Origin of the sequence: Belliella calami (assembly GCF_022549695.1) — a bacterium.
Classification (GTDB): Bacteria; Bacteroidota; Bacteroidia; order Cytophagales; family Cyclobacteriaceae; genus Belliella; species Belliella calami.
In genome coordinates this window covers 214,297-238,533 of record NZ_JAKZGS010000003.1, presented here as the reverse complement: position 1 = coordinate 238,533, position 24,237 = coordinate 214,297, and the positions used below count along the sequence as shown (strand labels likewise).

18 protein-coding genes are annotated in these 24,237 nt (G+C 38.0%); 12 read left to right on the top strand and 6 right to left on the bottom strand.

The window, feature by feature from the left end; translation table 11 throughout:
• Nucleotides 1-39 precede the first annotated feature (39 nt).
• Both uvrA and prfA read left to right on the top strand, forming a co-directional pair.
• Complete coding sequence (uvrA, locus tag MM236_RS05710; protein WP_241273982.1) at nt 40-2,862, top strand: excinuclease ABC subunit UvrA; 2,823 nt, start codon at nt 40-42, stop codon at nt 2,860-2,862.
• 261 nt (nt 2,863-3,123) lie between these two features.
• Nucleotides 3,124-4,200 carry a peptide chain release factor 1 gene (gene prfA / locus MM236_RS05705; RefSeq protein ID WP_241273981.1) on the top strand — a complete coding sequence of 359 codons (1,077 nt, stop codon included), beginning with the start codon at nt 3,124-3,126 and terminating at the stop codon, nt 4,198-4,200.
• 455 nt (nt 4,201-4,655) lie between these two features.
• Here prfA and MM236_RS05700 read toward each other — a convergent pair whose 3' ends face one another.
• Together MM236_RS05700 and MM236_RS05695 are read right to left on the bottom strand one after the other, a co-directional pair.
• The gene (locus tag MM236_RS05700) at nt 4,656-4,973 is read right to left on the bottom strand and encodes a hypothetical protein (RefSeq protein ID WP_241273980.1); all 318 of its coding nucleotides are present in this window, start codon (nt 4,971-4,973) and stop codon (nt 4,656-4,658) included.
• 97 nt (nt 4,974-5,070) lie between these two features.
• Entirely contained in the window at nt 5,071-5,478 is a 408-nt protein-coding gene (locus MM236_RS05695) for a hypothetical protein (RefSeq protein ID WP_241273979.1), read from the bottom strand.
• Between the two features lie 338 nt (nt 5,479-5,816).
• Here MM236_RS05695 and MM236_RS05690 point away from each other — a divergent pair, with 338 nt between their 5' ends.
• The 3 genes from MM236_RS05690 to MM236_RS05680 all read left to right on the top strand — a co-directional run bounded on the left by MM236_RS05690 (nt 5,817) and on the right by MM236_RS05680 (nt 7,548).
• Nucleotides 5,817-6,320: an Xre family toxin-antitoxin system antitoxin gene (locus MM236_RS05690; protein WP_241273978.1), complete on the top strand. Its 504-nt coding sequence runs from the start codon at nt 5,817-5,819 to the stop codon at nt 6,318-6,320.
• Complete coding sequence (locus tag MM236_RS05685) at nt 6,320-6,790, top strand: RES family NAD+ phosphorylase (RefSeq protein ID WP_241273977.1); 471 nt, start codon at nt 6,320-6,322, stop codon at nt 6,788-6,790. The genes MM236_RS05690 and MM236_RS05685 overlap by 1 nt, the downstream gene beginning before the upstream one ends.
• A gap of 215 nt (nt 6,791-7,005) precedes the next feature.
• Entirely contained in the window at nt 7,006-7,548 is a 543-nt protein-coding gene (locus MM236_RS05680; RefSeq protein ID WP_241273976.1) for a GNAT family N-acetyltransferase, read from the top strand.
• A 120-nt stretch (nt 7,549-7,668) separates the two neighbouring features.
• Here the strand turns inward: MM236_RS05680 and MM236_RS05675 are convergent, their stop codons facing one another.
• Both MM236_RS05675 and MM236_RS05670 read right to left on the bottom strand, forming a co-directional pair.
• Nucleotides 7,669-8,913 (bottom strand): cystathionine gamma-synthase family protein, encoded by a 1,245-nt coding sequence (locus MM236_RS05675; RefSeq protein WP_241273975.1) that lies wholly within the window; start codon nt 8,911-8,913, stop codon nt 7,669-7,671.
• A gap of 278 nt (nt 8,914-9,191) precedes the next feature.
• Nucleotides 9,192-12,002, bottom strand: a complete 2,811-nt coding sequence (locus MM236_RS05670) for a YCF48-related protein (RefSeq protein ID WP_241273974.1) — start codon at nt 12,000-12,002, stop codon at nt 9,192-9,194.
• A 181-nt stretch (nt 12,003-12,183) separates the two neighbouring features.
• Between MM236_RS05670 and MM236_RS05665 the strand changes: the two genes are divergently transcribed.
• The 3 genes from MM236_RS05665 to MM236_RS05655 all read left to right on the top strand — a co-directional run bounded on the left by MM236_RS05665 (nt 12,184) and on the right by MM236_RS05655 (nt 14,923).
• On the top strand, nt 12,184-12,837 hold the full coding sequence (locus MM236_RS05665) for a Tll0287-like domain-containing protein (RefSeq protein ID WP_241273973.1): 654 nt from the start codon (nt 12,184-12,186) through the stop codon (nt 12,835-12,837).
• Between the two features lie 23 nt (nt 12,838-12,860).
• A complete protein-coding gene (locus MM236_RS05660) occupies nt 12,861-13,901 on the top strand; it encodes a WD40/YVTN/BNR-like repeat-containing protein (protein WP_241273972.1) in 1,041 nt (346 codons plus the stop codon).
• Nucleotides 13,902-14,182: 281 nt separating this feature from the next.
• On the top strand, nt 14,183-14,923 hold the full coding sequence (locus MM236_RS05655) for a 1-(5-phosphoribosyl)-5-[(5-phosphoribosylamino)methylideneamino]imidazole-4-carboxamide isomerase (protein ID WP_241273971.1): 741 nt from the start codon (nt 14,183-14,185) through the stop codon (nt 14,921-14,923).
• Between the two features lie 57 nt (nt 14,924-14,980).
• On the opposite strand, the gene MM236_RS05650 is transcribed toward MM236_RS05655, so the two are convergent.
• Complete coding sequence (locus tag MM236_RS05650; protein ID WP_241273970.1) at nt 14,981-16,171, bottom strand: serine hydrolase; 1,191 nt, start codon at nt 16,169-16,171, stop codon at nt 14,981-14,983.
• Between the two features lie 293 nt (nt 16,172-16,464).
• Between MM236_RS05650 and MM236_RS05645 the strand changes: the two genes are divergently transcribed.
• From MM236_RS05645 to MM236_RS05635, 3 genes are all read left to right on the top strand, one after another.
• Nucleotides 16,465-17,067: a DUF2179 domain-containing protein gene (locus MM236_RS05645; protein ID WP_241273969.1), complete on the top strand. Its 603-nt coding sequence runs from the start codon at nt 16,465-16,467 to the stop codon at nt 17,065-17,067.
• A 90-nt stretch (nt 17,068-17,157) separates the two neighbouring features.
• Nucleotides 17,158-19,674 (top strand): M14 family metallopeptidase, encoded by a 2,517-nt coding sequence (locus tag MM236_RS05640; RefSeq protein WP_241273968.1) that lies wholly within the window; start codon nt 17,158-17,160, stop codon nt 19,672-19,674.
• Between the two features lie 393 nt (nt 19,675-20,067).
• The gene (locus MM236_RS05635; RefSeq protein WP_241273967.1) at nt 20,068-20,670 is read left to right on the top strand and encodes a hypothetical protein; all 603 of its coding nucleotides are present in this window, start codon (nt 20,068-20,070) and stop codon (nt 20,668-20,670) included.
• Between the two features lie 70 nt (nt 20,671-20,740).
• On the opposite strand, the gene MM236_RS05630 is transcribed toward MM236_RS05635, so the two are convergent.
• Complete coding sequence (locus MM236_RS05630) at nt 20,741-21,052, bottom strand: hypothetical protein (RefSeq protein WP_241273966.1); 312 nt, start codon at nt 21,050-21,052, stop codon at nt 20,741-20,743.
• Nucleotides 21,053-21,294: 242 nt separating this feature from the next.
• Here MM236_RS05630 and polA point away from each other — a divergent pair, with 242 nt between their 5' ends.
• On the top strand, nt 21,295-24,117 hold the full coding sequence (polA, locus tag MM236_RS05625) for a DNA polymerase I (protein ID WP_241273965.1): 2,823 nt from the start codon (nt 21,295-21,297) through the stop codon (nt 24,115-24,117).
• Nucleotides 24,118-24,237 lie beyond the last annotated feature (120 nt).

Sequence of the window (24,237 nt, the reverse complement as noted above, 5' to 3'; positions counted from 1 at the left end):
ATTATCATTATACAGGTTAGTTGGGTAACTTTGCAAGTTATGAATTCAAGCACTCCAGTTCAGAAATTATCCATCGACGACCTTGATCCCAAGGAATATATCATCATCAAAAATGCCAAGGTAAACAACCTAAAAAGCCTCAGTGTGGCCATCCCAAGAAATAAATTGGTGGTGGTAACTGGACTTTCGGGGTCTGGAAAATCCTCTTTGGCATTTGATACGCTTTTTGCCGAAGGCCAAAGAATGTATGTGGAAAGCTTAAGTTCCTACGCAAGGCAGTTTTTGGGGAGAATGGAAAAACCTGATGTGGAATACATCAAAGGTGTATCTCCAGCCATCGCAATCCAACAAAAAGTCAGCACCAAAAACCCTAGGTCAACAGTTGGAACAACAACTGAAATCTACGATTACCTCAAATTACTTTTCAGTCGAATTGGCAGAACTTTCTCTCCAGTAAGTGGAGATGAAGTAAAACACCATACAGTAACAGACGTGGTCGATTTTATCCATTCATTTGAAGAAGGTGATCGTGTGATGATCTCATGTCCTCTTCAGATTCTGAATGAAAGATCTATCAAACAAGAATTAGAGTTGTTGTTGCAAAAAGGCTTTACGAGGATTTTGATTGATGGGGAAGCTCATTTTGTGGAAGATTTGGTCACAGAGAAGAAAATGCCAAAAGGTCGCTATGAAATTCTGATCGACAGGGCTACTGTACAAAAAGAAGACGAAGACAATCAATTCAGAATCGCCGATTCTGTTCAGACAGCTTTTTTTGAAGGTCATGGAGAATGTACCATTCTGATTCCTGACAAGGCTAATAGAACCTTTTCCGACAAATTCGAATTGGATGACATCACTTTCGAATTGCCATCTGTGAATTTCTTCAGCTTCAACAATCCTTATGGTGCTTGTAGAACATGTGAGGGTTTTGGTTCAGTGCTTGGACTCGATCCTGATTTGGTAATCCCTGACAAGTCCATGTCAGTCTATGAAGGCGCAATTGCTCCTTGGAGAGGTGAGACGACAGGGAAATGGCTTGAACCTTTGGTCAAAAAAGGGATTTATTTTGATTTCCCAATCCACCGTGCATATGAAGACCTGACTGAAGCAGAAAAAGAATTGCTCTGGACTGGAAATTCCTATTTCAAAGGCTTGAATGAATTCTTCAGTGAATTGGAAAGCAAAACGCATAAAATCCAGTATCGCGTGATGCTCTCTCGATTCCGTGGAAGAACTACCTGCCCAGATTGTAGGGGAACGCGATTGCGAAAAGATGCTTCTTATGTCAAAATTGCAGGCCATTCTATCACAGACATTGTCCTAATGCCAATAGAGAAAGCACTCCCTTTCTTCCAAAACCTAGACATAAGTCCTGCTGAACAAAAAGTCGCGAACAGACTCTTGAAAGAGATCCTGAACCGCTTGGAATACATTGACAAAGTTGGCTTGGGCTATCTTACGCTGAATAGACTTACTTCTTCCCTATCAGGCGGAGAGTTTCAAAGAATCAAATTGGCTACTTCCTTGGGTTCTGCTTTGGTCGGATCAATGTATATTTTGGATGAACCGAGCATAGGACTTCATCCTAGAGATACAGACCGCTTGATCGAAGTGCTAAAGGCATTGCGAGACATGGGGAATACGGTCATTGTGGTAGAACATGAGGAAAAAATCATGAAAGCTGCAGATGAAATCATTGATATCGGCCCAGATGCAGGTGTAAAGGGAGGAAATTTGATGTTTCAGGGAAATCTGGAAGAATTGATTTCCAATTCCGACACCTACACAGCTCAATACCTCAAAGGAGAAGAAAAAATCAATATCAAGCAATCTAACAGAAAGTGGAAAGATAGCATTGTAGTCAAAGGAGCAAGGGAAAATAACCTTAAAAATGTGACTACCAAGTTCCCACTTCATGCCCTGACCGTAGTCACGGGTGTCAGTGGGTCAGGAAAATCTACTTTAATCAAAAAAGTACTTTATCCTGCTTTGGGGAAAATCCATGGAACTGTCATTGATGAAACAGGAAAATTTGATAAGCTGGAAGGTGACTACAAGAAAATCACCCAGATTGAGTTTGTAGATCAAAACCCAATTGGAAAATCTTCACGCTCGAATCCAGTCACTTATGTCAAAGCTTATGATGCCATCAGGGCATTGTTCTCGGAACTTCCTGTGTCCAAGCAAAGAGGCTACAAGCCGGCATTTTTCTCATTCAATGTAGATGGTGGTCGCTGTGAAGCATGTCAAGGGGAAGGTACACAGACTGTAGAGATGCAGTTTATGGCAGATATTCACCTGACTTGTGAATCCTGCAAAGGCAAGAGGTTCAAGGCTGAGATTTTGGATGCCAAATACAAAGAAAAAGACATCTCCGATATTCTTGACATGACTATCGATGAGGCAATGGAATTTTTCCAAGGGAAAAACCAAATCATCAACAAACTCCAACCACTACAAGAAGTAGGACTTGGCTATATTGGTATGGGGCAATCGTCAAATACCCTTTCTGGAGGTGAAGCACAGCGGGTGAAACTTGCATCCTTCCTTGGAAAGGGAGGCAATAAGTCTGGAGACCATATCCTCTTTATTTTCGATGAACCTACTACTGGTTTGCATTTTCACGACATCAAAAAGCTCCTCCACTCTATCAATGCGCTGATCGATCAAGGACACACAGTGATTATCATCGAGCACAATACAGAAGTCATCAAATCTGCAGATTGGGTTATTGACATAGGTCCAGAAGGCGGAGAGAGGGGCGGAAACATCACCTTTGAAGGCACACCTGAAGCATTGATGGAAGTAAAAGACAATTATACTGCGAAGTATTTGAGGGAGGCTTTTGATGGAAATTAATCATTTCCAATAATCATCATTTACCCAGCTACAACCTCAGATTTTCGAATGCTTTGATTTTTCTAATTAACAAGGAAGCAAAAAACCAAAGCATCATATTACAACCATCAGAGGGCTGTTGTCAGTTGACTGTTGACAATTTATCCGCATGAATTCAAAGTAAAATAAGCAATTGATGTATTTGCGGATAATTATAAAATATTTTATTCCTAGGTTTAGAGGAGTTATCTTTGCCATTCTTATTAAAAACGACGAACAATTATGCTTGACAAATTACAAGCGCTAAAAGATAGATTTATTGAAGTCGGACAATTGATCATCCAGCCGGATGCCATGTCCGATATGAGCAAATACACCAAACTATCCAAAGAATATAAGGATTTGGAAAAAGTGGTTGAGCTTCTGGATGAATACAGTTTGGTATTGGACAATATCAAAAGTTCCAAAGAAATTCTAGAAAAGGAAAAAGACCCTGACTTCAGGGATATGGCCAAAGCCGAATTGGACGAATTGAAAGATCGTCAAATCAAGCTTGAAGAAGATCTGAAACAGCAGTTGATCCCTAAAGACCCGAATGATTCCAAAGATTGTATCTTGGAAATCAGGGGAGGTACAGGAGGTGATGAAGCCGCAATTTTTGCGGGTGATCTATTCAGGATGTATCAGCGCTTTTGTGACAAGCAAAACTGGAAACTTACAGTACTTGACTTAACTTTTGGTTCATCAGGTGGCTACAAAGAAATCATCAGCACAATCACCGGTGCCGATGTCTATGGTATGATGAAATTCGAATCCGGTGTACACCGTGTTCAGCGAGTACCGATGACAGAAACCCAAGGGCGCGTCCATACTTCAGCTGCTTCTGTGGCAGTACTTCCAGAGATGGATGAAGTAGAGGTGAACATTGACATGAATGAAGTTCGAAAAGACACCTACTGTTCTTCTGGACCTGGTGGACAGTCGGTGAACACCACCTATTCGGCCGTTCGATTGACACATTTACCCTCTGGACTTGTAGTAACTTGTCAGGATGAAAAGTCTCAGATCAAAAACTTCGAGAAAGCCCTGAAAGTATTGAGATCTAGGCTGTATGAAATAGAACTTGCCAAGCACAATGATGCTGTAGGTGCCCAAAGAAAATCTATGGTAGGAAGTGGTGATCGATCTGACAAAATCAGAACTTACAACTATCCGCAAAGCCGGGTAACTGATCACCGAATCAACAAAACTGTCTATAACCTGCCAGATGTCATGGAAGGAAACATTGAAGACTTTATCTCAGCACTTCGATTTGCAGAAAATGTCGAGAAGATGAAGACTAGTGGGATGGAAGAGTAGAAAGAAGGAGGAAATTTGAAGGATGAAGGAGGAAGGAGGAAGGATGAAGAGGAAGACATTAAGATTGAATTTAGACAACCCCGAAGAGCCTGTCCCGTGCCTATAGTTATCGGCACGGGAGGTTGAACTTTAAGGTAACTTGTCAGCCGTGGCGGAGCCCCGTACGTAATGCGGGGACAATAGGTTATTGATAAGATGAAGAAATGCCGTAGGTACGATCGATGTGAATATTTTTTTTTAATACTTTAAGTACAGTTTTTATTTAAAATATCTATAAAACAATCTCTATATATTCTTAATTTCCTTCGATACCAAAAAGGTATTAATATCAAAACTAATGGGAACACTTCCCAACTTAAAGCTAACATTGTTAAAGTCTCTACACCTGAAGACACCAATAAAACTAAAACAGACCACAATACTAAAAAGCCCATAACCATATAAAAAGTAAAGAGTTATAAGCCATTATAAGGTATAATCTCACCTTTGATATGTTTACCCGAATTACTTTCATCAGTGTGAAGATTCATACGTATTTTACCAGCACCTCGAAACGGATTTAAAATTTTAGCTTCAACATCAATTACTACATTTCCATCAAGAATTGTAAATTCATTAAAATCCACAGGACTACTTTTTATAAAGCTAAAAAAATCTTTTTTTTTGCTCTTTTCATAATTAATGTAATTATTTACAGCACTTTTGGATTGATTTATATTTACAAAAAATGGCTCGTTAAATCTTCTAAACATACCTGATTTTATTGTAAGCATATAAAGGTTTCTTTAAGTAGGATAAACTTTGGAATTTTCTTCATATCAAAATAAATTTAATAAGAATGGTTAATAAAGGACTCATACACCTAAAAAACTAAGACATTCTTTTTAACTTACTGTATTTTAGTCTCGCCATTTTATCAGTTAAAACAATCAAGATTATTCCAGTAAATTCTTTGTCTAAATAAAGTCCTTCAAGTTCCCTATCAACTATAGCTATGTTTACTTTTTCTGTTGTCAATTGAGCTTTAAGAAACTCTTTTTTCTTTTCATAGGTAATGTCGTCAATTACAACACCATCAATTATTAAAATAGGGACCTTCAAATGATCTCCAGGATTTAATTTTTCTCGATTTTCAAAAAGCCTACTCTTGATTAATCTTAATTGCAAATCTTTATCCGCAATGGCAACTTTCGCTAACCATTCATTATTTTGTTCACTTGTCATGCCATAGGTTGCATCTACATTAGCTTGACTAAACGCACTTTTTGTTAATACCATAAAAATTAATATGGTTACAAATTTTCTCACTATCATTTGTCAAAATAATTCTACAGTAAACAAAATTTCTCAATTTGAAATAAGTAAGCTTCCAAGGCTTTGTGAATTTAAAGGTCACACAAAAACTGCAAGCATCGTAAATTTAAACTCCCGATATTCCTTTTAGTGAACTTGTGAGTTATATTTTTTTAAGTCAGAAATTTCAAATTACGCATAAAATTTGAAATAGTTAGATTCTGAGATTTCGCAAATTCCTCTAACCAAAATTATAAGGGGATTGAAATCATTTAGGAATTAAAATTGTATATTTACTATCATACAAGTGTAAAAATACTATTATGAATAAAGTAAAAACTTCTAGAAGTGTTGGAAAAAAAGGGGAAAGTAAACATCTAAATCTTGCCAAGAAGATAGCTAGTAACACGCACATGGATAAGTTTTCTCCAGCATGGGTCGTTGTTCATGGCAAAGATGCACCCAGTTATAACCTGGAATTAATCGACCGGATACGCGAAGGAGTTAAAAAAACAGATTGGAAAGATTTGATTTCATATATAGATTCAACAGAAAAAGAGTTTGAAAATATCCTCCCTGCATCGATAAGCAGTATGCAGAAAAAGGAAATTTATAATAAAGAGACTTCCCAACGAATCTATGAATTAGCGAAGTTATTTGGGTTAGGCTACGAAGTATTTGACTCTAAGGATAATTTTAAGAATTGGCTAATGACTCCATCCAGAGCACTTGGGAATAAAAAACCTTTTGAATTGCTCGACAGTAGTTTTGGTTTTGAAATTGTTGAAAATGAAATCATTAGAATTCAATATAATGTATATAGCTAATGATCGTTTACCGAATAGCCAATGTAAAATATAAAGAGTCAACTTTATCTGGAATAGGCGCTGAAAAGGTTGGCGGTAGGTGGAATGAAATAGGAACAAGAGCAGTCTATTGCTCGGAAAACATCTCATTGGCTTTGCTAGAATACTATGTTCACTCAGAAAATATTGCATACTTACCTGCCAATATTTTAATCGCAAAAATCGAGTTTCCTAATGATTTTATAATTGAAGAACTAAAGGAATTGCCACAAAAATGGAATCAATATCCTTACTCCTCACAAACAACTTCAATATTCACAAACCTTGCTAAGCATCGAGATTTTTTTGCACTCCGGGTACCTTCCACAATTGTCAATTTGGAATCCAACCTAATACTTAATCCATTGTATAAAGATTTTGAAAAAGTCAGGATTGTCGAGTTTATTGAATTAGCCATAGATGAAAGGCTTAAAATGGATCAAAGACGATAATTCATTTTGATTGTTTGTCAACAAAAAAAATTCTTCTCCTCACAGCTCCAAACCCCACACTACGCTACCCTTCGTCATCCAATCCACTGATTACCAATAGTTCTTATTTCTCAAGTAAAAGACATAACTATCCTTTAAAATATCAGATTGAATCAAAAAATTTGTCTTCTTCGAAAATTAAGTTAAATTAACCTTAACTAACCCAACGCACCAATATGAAGATCACAGGTAAAGGTAATATTGCTTTGGTAAGATGGAATGATGGACACTTCCACAGTCTTTATCCTATAGCCAACAATCCTAATATCGCCAAAAACTTAAAGGACACTTTTCCACAGCCATACACCATTCATGATGCCAGGCATTGGATAGAGCATAATATCAAATTTAATCCTCCACAAAATTTTGCCATCGAATACAATGATCAATTGGTGGGTTCTGTAGGTGGTGAAATCTGCAAGGATGAATTGAGAACTAGTCTGGAAATTGGTTTTTGGGTTGCAGAACCATTTTGGGGCAAGGGGATAGCTTCTGAGGCAGTTCAGCTATATTCTGAGTATGTTTTGGATAAATTCCCTCATATCAAAAGGATTTTTTCACAGGTCTTTGACTACAATACTGCCAGTATGAAAGTACTCGAAAAATCTGGGTTTATCCCTGAAGCAATTCTTAGAGATGCCTATATCAAAAATGATAAAATCGGGGATATATTCCAATATGTGATCATCAGGTCAGAAGTTGAAAAGGTGGATAAATAAAGAGAATTGTTAATTCTTTCAAAGTACTATACGGCTCTCCAAAATACTGCTATACGAACAAAAAACCATACCTATCACTGATAGGCATGGCTTAATCAATACGCGAAATTTAAATTCTAATCACACTTTTTCCAAAGCTTGTTCTATATCCCAAATGATATCGGAATGATGCTCTACGCCTACTGATATTCTAACGAGTTTCTCTGAAATCCCAAGTAATTCTCGATCCTCAGCCGAAACATCACTGTGAGTCATGGTAGCTGGATGCTCTGCAAGTGATTCGGTACTTCCAAGAGAAACTGCCAACTTCATCAGTTTGAGGTTATTCAAGAATGTAAACGCTTCCTTCTCACCACCCTTCACATCAAAAGATATCATTGCTCCCGCAGAAGTCAATTGCCTTTTGAAAATTTCATATTGAATGGTGCCTTCTTCCAAATGGCCTAAATAATAGACTTTCTCCACTTTAGGGTGGGCTTTGAGAAAATCAGCTACTTTAACTGTATTTTCTGCTTGCTTGGTCATCCTTACCTTCAGTGTCTCAAGACTTCGCATGAGCAACCAACCTGTCCATGGACCTGCCATATTCCCTAGGAATGTCCGAAGTGTCCTAACTCTCACCATATGTTTGGATCTTCCCAAAACGGCTCCTGCAATCAAATCTGAATGACCCCCGATATACTTGGTAGCTGAATATACTATCAGATCCGCCCCATGCTTCAATGGATGTTGCCAAAGAGGCCCCATGTAGGTATTATCCACACAGACTACGACTTCTTTTTCATCACCTGACAATTCATCGGCTACTTCTCTACAGATTTTCAAGTCAAAAAGTGCATTGGTGGGATTAGCTGGTGTTTCAACATATACCATCTTCACTTTTTCTTCCTGACCTTTGACAAGCTCTAGGATTTCTTCTTTACTCTGTACACTTGTAAATCCAATACCTTTGATTCCGTATTGTGGCAAAACTTTGTTCACAAAATGATCTGTCCCTCCATAGACGGGCTTGCTGTATAGCATCACATCACCAGGTCTCAAAAATTCCAACATCACGGTTGAGATTGCAGACATACCACTTTCAAAAACCGCACACTCATCAGCTCCATCCCAAAGACACAGTCTTTCTTCCAAAATCTGTAAATCAGGATTGTTCAACCTGCTATAAATCAACCCTAACTCTTCATTTGGCTCTTTCTCCCTCTGACCATAGGCTACTTGAAAAAAGGCTTTCCCTTCTTCTGCCGACTTGAAAACAAACGTTGAAGTTTGAAAAATTGGGCACTTGATTGCTCCTTCTGAAAGTTCGGGCTTGTATCCATGAGTCATCATCAAACTCTCTGGATGAAATTCTCTATTCATCATATCTTTGGGTTTATTGATGCAAATCAGCAAAAAACCCTTTAAAAAATCAAACCCACAATCAAAATAATATTTTGATTGTGGGTTTGATTTTTTACTATTATTCTAAATATGGATGTATTATTGATTATTTTTTTCTTATTCAGAATAAAATTTTGTTCACTTACATCAATCTATCTTTTAGCGTGAAAAAATATGGTTAGATCATTTTCATTTATTGCTAAAACATTTATCCTAAAGTCAAGATTCACCATAGTTTATCTCTTCGCTTTAATGAATGCTCACTCAACAATCACCTTCTTATAGTATTTATTTTCCCTTGTTCTTATGATTAGCGTATGAAGTCCTCTTGGTAAATTGAGAATTCTATAATAAAAAACACCCTGACTAGGTTGGACTTGCTGGAGAGTCTGCCCAAGACTGTTTACAATACTGATCTCCCTTATATCAGATAGTCCTGAAGTAGCAATCTGAATATCTCCACTCGAAGGGTTTGGATATACCTGGATAAAAGAATCCAATATTTTCTCCTCTTCTATACTAGTGATCAGATTTACTGTTACAGTCAAACTGGAAGCTGGCCCGGTATCACAGCTATTCATAGGAGTCACTGTCAAATCAAACTCTCCTTCTCTTGCCCATTTTACCACAACCTTATTTGAACCCTGCCCTTCGACTATAGCCCCCCCATTACCTGAAATAGACCAAGTATAATTCATCCCTGGAACATTGATAACTTCATAATCATATTCTATTAATCCAACCATGTCAGCTCCACTAATTGATGAAGCTGTTGAAGGCGCATTTTCTATAGTTATTGGTTTGGAAAACATGGTGCCTGATCCACAAGGATTCCGAGGTGTAACTGACAAAGTCTGTGAACCAACCCCTGTCCATTCAATAGTAACACTAGCTGTTCCTTGACCTTCTCTCACCAATCCTCCACTAGCCTGCCATACGAACTCTGTCCCTGGCACATCATTTACTGAATACGTTACAAAAGAATTTGAACAGACAGCCCCTTCCCCACTAATTTCTGCAATAATTTGTGACGCTACTGAAACCAAGACTTCGAGCCCTTTGGTACCTCCATTTCCACATTCATTTTGTCCTCTTACCAAGACTGCATTTCTACCAGGGGTATCCCATCGTACGATAATCCTGTTTGAGCCTTGTCCTTCCAAAATAGTCCCGCCATCTACCCGCCATTCAAATACCTCTCCTGCTTCTCCTGAACTTTGGACACTGTATGCTTGCTGGCTAAGGCAAATATTTGACTCCCCAAAAATCAATGTCGGAGTATCTGGAACAGCACATCTATACTGAAACAAGCTTCCTCTTTCACCTACTGCATACCCTATGCTCAAAGAGCCAAAGCTCAAACCTGTAAGATCTTGAAAAGTACCGGTAGGCATTTGAATCCAAGTTTCTCCACCATCTTCTGTTTTCAATATCAAACCCTTTTCTCCTGAAATAAACCCTACAGACTCATCCAAAAAATCTACACCAGTAAAATCAACATTGAATGGAGTGATTATAGCCTTCCATGTAAGTCCTTTGTCTTCTGTTTTAATGATTGTGCCATTTTCGCCAACAGCCAAAGCTGAATTATCGTCTAATTTAGTCAATTCAACTAAAGATGCTGAGGTAGCTGAGGATACTTGAGTCCATTCTTCACCTTCTTCCGTTCTGCTCAAAAAACCATTGTCTCCTACAATCAAGCCAACTGATTGATCAAAAAACAAAATTTGATTAAGATTGGCCGTTGTACTACCAGCTGAGACTTGCTGCCAATTAATGCCCGCATTTTCTGTTTTTGCAAGAAAACCATTGTCACCGACTATAAAACCAAGATTATTGTTAAAAAAATAGACACCGTTCAGGTTCAAGCTCGTATTGAGATTCAGTGAAGTCCAATTGGTACCTGAATTGGAGGTTCTCAAAGCTGTACCACCATCCCCTACGATATAACCGTAAGCATTGGTGGAAAAGAAGAGATTGTTAAATGCAACCGTCAAAGGTCTAGATCGATCATTGATGCTGTTTCCACCATTTGATGTTACAAAAAATTTACCATCAGTCCCGACAATATACCCGAGATTATCAGTTCTAAATTTTGTGGCATTGAAGTCATTTTTGATCCCGGACAATCTCAAGGACCAAGACCCCCCCGAATTGGTTGATGCCAAGACAAAACCACTCGTACCTACTGCAAAAACAGCATTTGAATTTGCCCTAAAACTTGCAGCACTAAAATCTTGGGTATTATTGCTATTGATCCCATCAAAAGTAAGTCCTGCATTGATGGTTCTCAGTAACGTAGCTGTCTTCCCTACTATTACTCCAAGGTTTCTATTGGTCTTGTTGAATGACACTCCCAATAAATCTCTTTCTGTACCTGAATTAACTAAAGTCCAATTAACTCCTGCATCACTCGTTTTGAGAATTGTCCCTTCATTTCCTACTGCATAGCCAATTTTTCCACTTGAAAAATAAATATCATTCAATGGCTTGGAATTGCCCGTACTGAGCATTGTCCAATTATTCCCCTGATTGAATGTCCTTAATACTGCTCCACTTGCCAAAGAAACATATCCAGTGTCAATATTTACAAATGTCAAACCTGTCAAATTAGCTGTAGTTCCCACATTTTGTCTTGCCCAAGACTGACCCCCATTGGTAGATCGGTACAATTCCCCACCTTCGCCGACAATGTATGCCCTGTTTTGACTAAGAAATTTTACTTTTTTTAGAGAACTTGAAGTATTAACGGAGATCAGTTCCCATGACTCACCTGAATTGGCAGTTCTGTAAACTTCTCCATTATCACCCACGATCAAGCCAACATTTTCATTGAAAAAATCTATTCCATTCATTTTGTTTTTGATGGGAGCTTGCTGTTCTGTCCAGCTGAGCCCACCATCTACGGTTTTTAGGATCACTTGATCTCCAGAGACATACCCAACTTCATCATTCACCCAAGAAATACCTGAAAAATCATTTCCCCAACCACCAACTCTCCTCCAAGTTTGTGCAAAATTCAGAGAACATACAAAAAACAACAAAACTACTAGAACGTATATTTTTTTCATTGGAACAAGCTAGTCAATTGATTAGGCAGTGTAAAATTAGGATTATTAAGCATAAAAGAAAGCTATTTTCAATTGATTGCAAGCAGCTGCTTCAATGAAAATTGGAGGCCTCAAACAAACAGCATTTAACCTTTTAAGAAATGGTTTTTTAACCGTATTTTTAGGCAAAGATATAATAAAGATGAAAAAAATTATTTATACAGTTTTGTGTACACAGTTACTTTTATCCTGTAATTCAAACGAAAAAATCAGCAAGGACATCTTTGAAGAAGTGAACAAAAGCATGGAAGTCAAAAAACTTAGCGAGGTAGAGATCTTGGAAGAAGCGATGAAATGGGGAGATGAAATTAGCACTGAAGCACAAACACAATTAATCACTGCATTGCAAAAAGCAATTTCAGAAAAAGGAATTCCTGAAGCCATAGCTTTTTGTAATGTAGAAGCGCTCCCTATCCTGAGCGAGGTTAGCCAAAAACATAATATTTCAATAAAAAGAGCATCTATCGATTTCAGGAATCCATTGGACAAGCCCACTGAAGAAGAATTCCCTATTTTGGATGCTTACGCCTACAATTCTGAAAACGACATTAAAAACGAACCCAACATCCAAAAATTCGAAAACGGAGAAGTTCTGCTTTACACCAAAGCAATTCAAATCCCCAATAGTCTTTGCCTAAACTGCCATGGAGAACCCAAAACAGATATCAATGAAGAGACTTTAGATAAAATCCAGAAACTTTATCCTGAAGATAAAGCAAAGAATCATAAAATTGGAGATCTTCGTGGAATGTGGAGTATAAGATTGCCAAAGTCCGAAGTCATCAAAAGGCTTTGACTCCAAAACCCCTCGCTACCAATATGAAAAAAAGACTTTTGTTTTCAATGGCCTTTACCGCCCTTCTCGGCTCATGTCAAGAGAATCGCAAACACCCAAAAATTGATTCCCCCACTGGTTGGGAAATTATGGAAGTTCCAAGTGGCGCTTCTATTCGTGGGTTATCTCCTCTTACATCAGAAATCATTTGGGCCAGTGGCTCTAAAGGCACTTGGCTTTTGACTTTGGATGGAGGAAAATCTTGGTCCACTGGCATTATCGATGGACTCGATTCCGTGGATTTTAGGGACATTGAAGGGCTCAGTGCTTCAACAGCAGTTGCTGTTTCTGCTGGACAACCTGCCGTCATTTATAAAACTACAGATAGCGGCAAGACTTGGCAAAAGAAATATCAAGGACCAGATGAGGCTTTCCTAGATGGGATTTCCTTTTACAAAAACCGTAAAGGCTACGCAATTGGAGATCCTGTAGATGGCAAATGGATGGTTTTGGAAACAATAGATGGAGGAGAAAGCTGGACTTGGCTCGAGTCAAGTCCGAGCGCAGAATCTGGTGAAGGATCTTTTGCTGCGAGTGGATCGACAATTTTGACGGATAGCGAGTTCATTTGGTTTTCAAGTGGTGGAAGTAAAAGCAAAATCTATCGTTCCAATGATGGAGGACACAGATGGGAGATCAAAGAAACACCTATCATCCAGGGAGAGCCTTCCCAAGGTATTTTTTCGCTCTCAAAATTAGACAACAATAACTTGATCGCTGTAGGTGGGGATTACCTAAAGCCCGATCTTTCACAAAAAAATGTAATCTATTCTCCTGAATTGGGAAATAGTTGGGAAATATTAGTTGGAAATCTACCTAATGGATTTCGGTCTGGAGTAGCATACTTCCCGAGGCACCATTGGGTAATTGCTGTAGGAACTAATGGAAGCGACTATTCAAAAGACGGAGGAATAAACTGGGAGAAATTTTCTGATGAAGGCTTTCATGCAGTGTCAATAGACAAATCACAAGGGAGTATTTGGGCATCAGGTGCAGGAGGAAAAATTGCCCGACTGACTTATTGAGCTTGAGATCCAAAAAAAAATACTTTCGCCCTTATACTAAACGATAAGTTTTAGACTGACTCACCTACATCAATGCAAGCATTCTTAATAACTTACTTTCATATTTGCGGATAATCTTATTTTTAAATTATATTGTATAATAAACCAAACAATTTACCAGAGGATTGCAAAATAATGAGTTCTTCTATTATCTTTAGTAATTTAAAGAGAAGGTGAATTGCCCTCACTTTCTGAAAAAACATAGAACCTTAGCATTACTGTCAATAAAAGCCTATAAAACCATGTTTGATATTATTCCTTCTATTTATTTGATCAACGGAAAATGTGTCCGACTCAAAAGAGGAGACTTCTCTACCGAGGAAGTGATTTCCAATAACCCCCTAGAAATTGCCCAAGCATTTGAAGACCACGGCATCAGATGGCTTCATTTGGTAGATCTGGATGGAGCGCGGCGAGGAGAACCAAAAAACTACCACATTCTGGAAGCTATTTCGGGATACACCAATCTAAATGTTGATTTTACAGGTGGGATTTCCACAGATGGCGATGTACTCAAATCTTTTGAACATGGTGCCCGTGCAATCACAGCAGCTTCTGTTTCTGTATCCTACCCTGAGAGATTTGCCCAATGGATCATGTCATATGGTAGAGAAAAAATCAACTTAGCTGCTGACACCAATCCTGAAGATCATAAAATCAAAACAAAAGGATGGACAAAAAAAACTGAGGTAGATCTTTTTGAACATATAGAAAACTTCTACTCAAGAGGCTTAAAATACCTCAAATGCTCCGATGTCACAAGAGATGGGGTAATGGAAGGTCCGAATTTTGAACTTTATAAAGAGATCGTAGCAAAGTTTCCGACAATTCACCTTGCTGCCAATGGTGGTGTAAGATCTATCGATGATTTTATTCAACTAAAAGAAAACGGAGTCACTGCGGTAGTCTTTGGAAGGGCATATTATGAAGGAAAAATAACCCTACAAGACCTGGACAAATTCATGGCAGCCCACGGGAACTAGCCTCCAACATAATTAAAAAAAACCCTATCAATCACACATTTGATAGGCTTTTTTATTTTACTTCCTTCTAAGTTCCAAATCATATAGATAATCTCCTAATTCCTTAAAAAAGGGAAACCCTATTTCATCGAATTCATAGTTATTGTCATTCAAAATATTGTTTTCATTCACATAGATCACAGCAGAAACAAAAAACTCTACCCCTTCCGTTTTATTGACAAAGTATGAACCATCGAGAAGATGTCCATATGCTTGCCCTGTTTTGTTATAGATCACAAATTCATCAGGTATAGGTTCTTTGCTTGTTCCAAATTTGTAGAATTTTGAATAGCTATCATAATACTCTGGAAGTTCATATCGAGGAAAATCACTTTTCCCTGGAAGCATGGACATATATTTCAGAACAAAATCTCGGTCTTCTTCAGAAATTTGAAATCTCTCTGATTCTGCAAAAAGCTCTGGAAATACTATCCTCTGGACTACCCCATGAAAATCTGACAAAGAAAACTTGTTTTTGAACGTAAAATCCATCGGCTCAGACACCAACTCTCCTCCACTTTTGTAAGCTTTTGCTAAGCTTGGTTTATCTTGGTTTTGATAGACTTTGGTAGTGACTCTCGCCGGGATCTCCAATACTATTTCTCCATTGTCTCCAATAAATCTTATCGGGTTTAAGTTTCTATTTTCTTCGGGACTCATAAAGATGCTCAGCCTATGATTGATAATTGTGTTTTTCAGTCCTTTTTGTTTTAGCTTTTCATTGATGTACTCCTGTCCAAGCAATTCATACAAACGGTTGTATGCATCATTATCTGAAACCAAAAGAATTTTTTTGATGTAATGAGCTATACTTGGCGACAAGTTTTGTGAAGTGCTGTCATACAAAGCGGGAATTTGAGACTCCCGAACAGAATCTGTCAGCATAATGGTATTTGCAGAAAGCCCATCTGTTTTTTGTTCCCGCAACCATTCCAAAGCTAAAATTGCTACTGGAAGCTTGACTGTACTTGCAGGGTAGTAATACACCTCATCATTTAAGTTGAAAGCACAATCTTTTAATATTGGTTTTCCCAAACTATCCCTTTCTATTTGGGAATAGAGAATTTGAACTTTGTAAGTATCGCTATTTTCCAACACCTTTTTCAAAACTGGATATGCCGCTCCAATTTCTTTGAAAGGCATCAATTCTTTGGAAGCGCAGGAAAAAAGGATCAACCCTGTCAGCATTAAAATGATCTGATTTTTCATATTTAGCCAATTTGATTTTTGATAAAACAAAAGAATTGCTTTTGGATCTATTCAAATAATAAAAGCCACTTAATTGCAAATAATCTAATTAAAATGAGATTTTCATAAACTTACTATTTTTTGCCAGCTCCTCATAGATTTTAAATAAAGTCAATGGTAGAATACAATTCGAATATAAACAATTGACAAGAAGTCTGCTAGTAATTATCCTCATTTGAATGGGGGTCATTACGATACCTTGAGGGCTATTTTCATTACCTTTGTGAAATCAGCAAATATAAATCACCATCAAAATGCAAGAATACTTAGAGTCCTTTGGAATATCTATCGAAATCTTCAATTATGTCATAATGCCACTCATGATTTTTTTCGCAAGAGTAATGGATGTTTCCATCAATACCCTCCGAATCATGTTTATGCTCAATGGCAAGAAAAAAATCGCTCCAATTTTAGGTTTTTTTGAAGCCTTGATTTGGTTATTGGCTATTGGCCAAATTTTTCAAAACATCAACAACCCGATGTCTTACCTTGCATATGCTGGAGGTTTTGCGATGGGGACTTTTGTGGGGATGACTATTGAGGAGAAATTGGCTCTTGGAAGGGTTTTGGTACGTGTCATTACTCCTACTCCAATGCCAGAATTGATAGACTATATGAAAGAAAAGAATTTTAGATTCACTTCTGTTGGTGCTGAGGGAAGGTTTGGAAAAGTAAATCTACTTTTTACAGTAATGAAAAGAGATGCCCTTACTGAATTCGTCGGGAAAGTAAAATCCTTCAATGACAAAGCTTTCTATACAATAGAAAGTGTCAAAAGAGTCAGTGAGGACGAGTTGAACGTAATGGAAGACAGGCCAAGGTTTACTACCAAACTTTGGAGCAGAATCAGAAAGTAACAAAAATAGATTTCCAAGGACGGTTTGAATCCTTAATCCAAAGAGTGTAAATTACCGTCCACAAATTTAATTCAGCTTAATTCTTAATTTATGAGAAAAATTTACGCCCTATTCTTATCGCTTTTGATATCCGGGTTTGCATTTGCCCAACAAAGTCCAGATGAATTTTTGGGCTACAAGGCAGGAGAAAGGTTTACTCCTCATCACAGAGTAGTAGATTATTTCGAACATTTGGCAAGTACTTTACCTAATGTACAAATAAAATATTATGGAGAATCGGTAGAACACAGACCCTTGTTTGTAGCGATCGTCTCCTCTCCAGAGAATATTCAAAACCTCGACCAAATCAGGACTGACAATCTTAAGAGAACAGGGATGTTGGAAGGTAGTCCAAGCACCAAAGTGGCGATCAATTGGATGCAGTACAATGTTCATGGCAATGAAGCCGTAGCAACGGAAGCTGCGATGATGACTTTTTGGGAACTGGCAAATCCAAACAATTCTGAAGCCAAAGAATGGTTGAAAAATCAAGTTCTAATCGTGGATCCTTGTGCAAATCCAGATGGAAAAGATAGATATACTGTATGGTACAACCAAAAATCCAATAAAATCCTTCAACCGGACCCACAATCAACAGAACACTCTGAGCCATGGCCTGGAGGTCGGCCAAACCATTACATGATGGACCTCAACAGGGATTGGGCTTGGCAAACGCAAGCTGAAACAGAACAAAGAATCAAGCTCTATCACGAATGGATGCCACATTTATTCGTAGATTATCACGAACAAGGAATCAACGAACCATTTTACTTTGCTCCAGCAGCGAAGCCAGTTCACGAGCAAGTCTCACCATTTCAGCATGAGTTCCAAGAGATTTATGGGAAAAATACCGCCGCTAAGTTTGATGCAAATAACTGGCAATATTTCACAAGAGAAAGATTTGATTTGCTCTATCCATCTTACGGAGACACCTACCCAATGTACAATGGTGCCATTGGTATGACTATCGAAAAAGGCGGTTCAGGTCGTGCGGGTTTAGGGATGCTCAATGCACTGGGCGACACAGTTACTTTGGAAGAAAGGATCATCCATCAGCATACTGCGGGTATTTCCGCTGTAGAAGTTACCTCAAAGAATGCAGAAAGATTAGCAGATGAGTTCGCAGACTATTTCAAAAGCAATAGCACCAGTCCAAGAGCAAAGTATAAAAGCTTTGTCATCAAAGGAGAAGATCAACCTGATAGATTGGCTGCTTTGTTGAAACTTCTGGATAAAAATAAAATAAGCTATGGATTTGCTGGAAATAGATCCGGACTGAGAGGCTTGGATTATAATACTGGCAAATCTGCATCATTTTCTACCACTGATAAAGACATCATTGTCAATGCATATCAGCCAAAATCAGTCCTTACTCAGGTTTTATTTGAACCTGAAGCTACTTTGGAGGACAGCATCACTTATGATATAACAAGTTGGGCATTACCGTATGCTTATGGACTTCAGGCCTATGCTTTGGAGACGAAGCTAGATGCTGCAAAGCCTTTTGAAAAATCTGTTTTTCAGGCAAATATTGTGGAAGGTACCCCATTGGCATATATTGCACCTTGGAATGCTACCAAACATGCAAAGTATTTGGGAGCGTTGCTGAAGGCTGGAATTAGAGCAAGAGTTGCGGAATATCCTTTTGAAATCAATGGGCAGTCTTACAATGCCGGAACACTTTTGATCATGAGAAATGGCAATCAGTGGGTAGCTGATTATGATAAAAAAGTGGTCGATCTGGCCAATAAGTTTGAAATCAAACTTACTACTTCCAATACATCTTATGTTGATAAAGGGAAAGACTTTGGCTCATCGGATGTGAAGGTGATCAAAGCACCAAATGTCGCTGTAGTAGGAGGTTCTGGAACATCATCATTGAATTTCGGAGAAATCTGGTATTTCTTTGAGCAAGAGCTAGATTATCCTGTCACCATACTTGAGGCAGATATGTTGGGTAGATTTGACCTGAGCAAATATGATGTGTTGATATTGCCATCAGGCAATTACCTGAATGGAGGGAACTTCACAAAAGTAATGGATTGGGTAAAAGCAGGCGGAAAAGCTATTGCTATTGAAGGATCCGTAGGAATGTTTTCTGACAAAGAAGGATTCAATTTGAGCCAATTTGATACAGAGGAAGAGAAAAAAGCGAAGCAAAAAGCAGATACAGAAATTCAGAAAATTGAGCGATTAAGCTCTTTCCAAGATCGTGAGAGAATGGGAATATCTACTTCAGCAGCAGGCGCTATCTTTGAAGTCAAAATGGATCAAACCCACCCGCTTTCATTTGGAGTTGGGGAAAATTATTACACTTTGAAAAATAATGGAAGACGATATGCATACTTGACAAACGGTGTGAATGTAGGTACGATTCAGAGTTTAGATCAATATAGATTTGGATTTATTGGAAATAAACTGAAGCCTCAAATGAATCAATCTATGGTATATGGAATGGAATATCAAGGTAGAGGAAAGATAGTCTATCTTGTGGACAACCCAATGTTTAGAAGCTTTTGGGAAGCCGGGAAGTTGATTATGGCCAATGCTATTTTCGTAGTGCAGTAAGATTTCAAACAAACATGATAATTTAAAAAGTCTTTTCAATAATGGAAGCGAAAAAATATAAGGTTTCTTTAATTACAGGCTTTGGATTTACATTATAAAAATGTCTTTGTGGCAATTCGATTTGTATTGCCACAAAGACTTTAAACTCATACTTTTTGATTTTTTGGAATTCAAACTGCATGTTTTTCAGCAAAGAATTTCTATTGGCTTCAAGTGGTCTTTTCCCTTTTTCCAAAAAAACAAAAACATTATATCACTTCCTCTTCTATTTTCGTTTAAGTTTTTTAATCTGATTTTGAGCATAGAGAGGCACAGTTATTGATCCGTCCATCAAAATCAACAAATCTAAATAATTTATATTAACTATATTTCGTAAATAACACCAATCACCTCATGAATAAAACTATTCTACTTGTATTGATCGCAACTTCATTTTTTATCCACCCCGGTCAAGCACAAGAAAGTAACGTAGAAGAAATGGGTTCATTAAACAGCGGAACTATTTCAAGCCAATTTGATTACATCAATAGTATTTCAAATAATTTTCAAGAATACAAAGTTGTCAAAAAGACTAACCTTGAAAAAATTAAATCGAATGTTTTAGACTCTTTGCAAGTTTTCAAGAAGGAGTTGATTGACATTCATGCTACGGTCAAAGACCAACAAGCAAAAATCAACGAGCTGGAGGAAGATATAAAAAGCACCCATGATGATTTGGATGCTGCGTTGGAAGCAAGAGACAGCTTTTTCTTTCTTGGAATCCCAATCCACAAAAACGCATACAATACAATCATGTGGACAATCGTGCTGGGGCTTCTGATTGCTTTTTTATTCTTCTTATATAAATATAGCAAAAGCCACAAAGTCATCTCGATTGCAAGGAAAAATCTAGAAGAGACAGTTGAGGAATTTGAGCAACACAGAAAAAACACACTGGATCGCGAACGCAAGCTAAAAAGAGAATTGGTCGATGCCCTTAATGGAAAGTCTTCTTAATTCTTTCCACCTTTTCATAATAAAAAAGCCCCACATCGCTGTGAGGCTTTTTTTATAATAGAATTCTATTCTATGTCAATAAAATCAGAATCAATAATATAATAATGATGGCACCAACTGAAAGATAAACTCCATTACCCATTTCTTTAGCCTCCACTTTCATTTCCTTCAACTCTTTCCTCACTTCTTTTCTCTCCGCCTTAGTCATATCAGCAAAATCCAAAGATTTGATTTCCTCAACTCTAAGGTTGATCTCGTCCAATCTTTGTTGCTGATCCACAGTAAGCTCTTCTTTTTCTTTTTTTGAATCTTTAGCATTTGCTGTAGGGGCAAAAGCCATAAATAGAAACATAATTGATAAAAAATAGGTGATCTTTTTCATGATGATTTGTTTAAGGTGATAAATATTTTTTTGAATTTTCGATGCAAAGTTGCACCTACGGGAAAAATAATACCAAATATCAGACCACATAAGACAATAGTAAGTAAAATATCATAATTTATTTGTTTTATAGATAGAACAATAGAGCCATCGCTTTTCATTATTATTTGTAATTTAGCGTTTGAAAGACGACAATCAAAAAGTACTTCAGAAAATATTTTCAACTCAAAAAACACCTTCACATGCCTTCAAAAGGAGATAAAAAACTTTTTCTGCTAGACGCAATGGCCCTTATATACAGAGCACACTTTGCATTTAGCAAAAACCCAAGAATAAATTCCAAAGGATTGAATACAGGTGTCATGCTTGGGTTCACAAATACACTTCTAGAAGTACTCGAAAAGGAAAAACCTACACACATAGCGGTCGCATTCGACACCAAAGCACCTACTTTCAGACATGTGCAGTTTGAAGCTTACAAGGCGAACAGACAAGCACAACCGGAAGATATTGGAATTGGTATTCCTTGGGTGAAGCAAATTGTAGAAGCTTTTGATATCCCAATTTTGGAATTGGATGGTTTTGAAGCTGATGACATCATCGGTACCATTGCCAAAAAAGCAGAAAGAACAAGCTTCGAAGTCTATATGATGACACCAGACAAGGATTACGGGCAATTAGTAGAGGAGCATATTTTCCTTTACAAGCCCGCATTTATGGGGAACGCCGTAGACATTATGGGACCGAAGGAAGTCTGTGCAAAGTGGGATATTGAAAATGTAGACCAGGTAAGAGACATCTTAGGGCTTATGGGAGATGCTGTGGACAATATTCCTGGAATTCCTGGAATTGGAGAAAAAACTGCCGTAAAACTACTCAAAGCTTATGGGTCGATTGAGGAATTGTTGAAAAACACCCACGAACTGAAAGGGAAGCAAAAGGAAAATGTCGAAAATTTCGGACAACAAGGCTTGCTTTCCAAAGAGTTGGCAACTATCAGTCTCGATGTGCCAGTTGAATTTGACGAAGAAGCCCTAAAGTATAACGGCCCAAAAGAAGAACAATTAAAAGCACTCTTTGCAGAATTGGAGTTCAGATCCTTGACTCAAAGAGTTTTTGGCGAAGCCATCAAAAAACCGAAGATAAAAGTCAGCGAACAATTGGGGCTTTTCACGGGCCCTGCAGCTACGGAGGAGGAAACCGAACTGGAGGTGTCGGCAGAAGAAAACCCACTACCAGCAATCCAGCTCCACGACAATATACTCACCTCAGCCCATGATTATCATAAAGTGGATGGAGAAAAAGCAATTTTGGAATTGATCAGCTATCTTGAGAGACAGGAGGAATTCTGTTTTGACACAGAAACTACCGCACTGAATCCAAACGAAGCTGAATTGGTAGGGCTATCGTTTGCTTACATTGCTGGCGAAGCTTTTTACATCCCATTTCCAGCTGACCAAAAAGAAGCCAAAGAAAAGCTTGAGCTTTTTAGAGGACTTTTCGAAAATGAAAAAATCACTAAAATCGGGCAAAACGTAAAGTATGACATTCTGGTTTTGAAAAACTATGGAATGGAAGTCAAAGGAAAACTCTACGACACCATGCTTGCCCATTATCTTATAGAGCCAGAAGGAAAACATTCCATGGATTGGCTAGCCCAGCAATATTTGAATTACAAGCCTGTTTCCATAGAATCCCTGATTGGCAAAAAAGGGAAAAACCAAGGAAATATGCGGGATGTAGATGAAGATGAAGTGACTGCTTATGCAGCAGAAGATGCAGATATCACTTTGAAACTCAAGCAGACTTTTGATCCCATGATCAAAGAAAATGGCTTGGAAAAACTACTCCATGAAGTCGAAAACCCGCTTATCAATGTCTTGGCTGCAATGGAATTTGAAGGCGTAAGAATTGATACTGAGAGTTTGGCAGAATTGTCGGGTATCTTAGAAGAAGAAAGCAAAGCCATAGAGCAGCGCGTATATGAATTGGCAGGAGAAGAGTTCAATCTAGCTTCACCAAAACAACTTGGAGAAATCCTTTTTGTAAAGCTTGCATTGGATCCAAAAGCAAAAAAAACCAAAACAGGTCAATTCGCAACCGGCGAGGAAGTTTTGAGCAAAATGGCTGGTGAACACGAAATCGCCTCAGCCATATTGGAGTATAGGCAAATGGTAAAGCTCAAATCCACCTATGTGGATGCTTTACCTACCATGATCAATCCCAAGACAAACAGAATTCATACTACTTACAATCAATTTGTAGCAGCAACAGGAAGGCTATCATCTATCAATCCCAACCTTCAAAATATCCCAATCAGAACAGAAAGAGGACGAGAGATTCGAAAAGCATTTGTTCCAAGGGATGAAAACCATGTGATTTTGGCAGCTGATTATTCTCAGATAGAATTGAGGATAATGGCGTCATTTGCAAAGGATGAATCCATGATAGAGGCATTCAAAAACGGTAGGGATATCCATGCTACTACTGCAGCCAAAATCTTCCAAGTTCCATTGGAAGAAGTGACTTCAGACATGCGAAGGAAGGCAAAAACAGCCAACTTTGGAATTATTTATGGGATTTCTGTATTTGGGCTTTCCCAACGGCTAAGCATACCAAGATCAGAAGCCAAAGAAATCATTGATTCTTATTTCAAAGAGTTTTCAGCTGTAAAAGAGTATATGGATGGCTGTATAGAAAAAGCTAGGAAAAATGAATATGTAGAGACGATTTTGGGAAGAAGAAGATACCTGAGAGACATCAATAGCAGAAACCAAACCATGCGTGGGTTTGCTGAACGAAATGCCATCAATGCTCCAATACAAGGATCCGCCGCCGACATGATCAAAGTAGCGATGATCCAAGTTCATGATTGGATGATCAAAGAAAACCTGAAGTCCAAAATGATTCTTCAAGTCCATGATGAATTGGTTTTTGATGCCCACAAAGATGAAGTGGAACTTCTCAAAAAAGAAATACCAAAAATCATGTCCAATGCAGTAAAAATTACTGTACCATTGGAAGTAGAAGTTGGATTAGGTAAAGATTGGTTGGAAGCACACTAATCTGGAAGAAATTAGGAAGATTGGATTGTGAAGTGAGAAGCGAAGATGTAGCAAAGATAGAGGCAAAAGAGGTGATTCAAGAGATGAAAACCACGAAGTGGTTTACACGCTTATTCTATG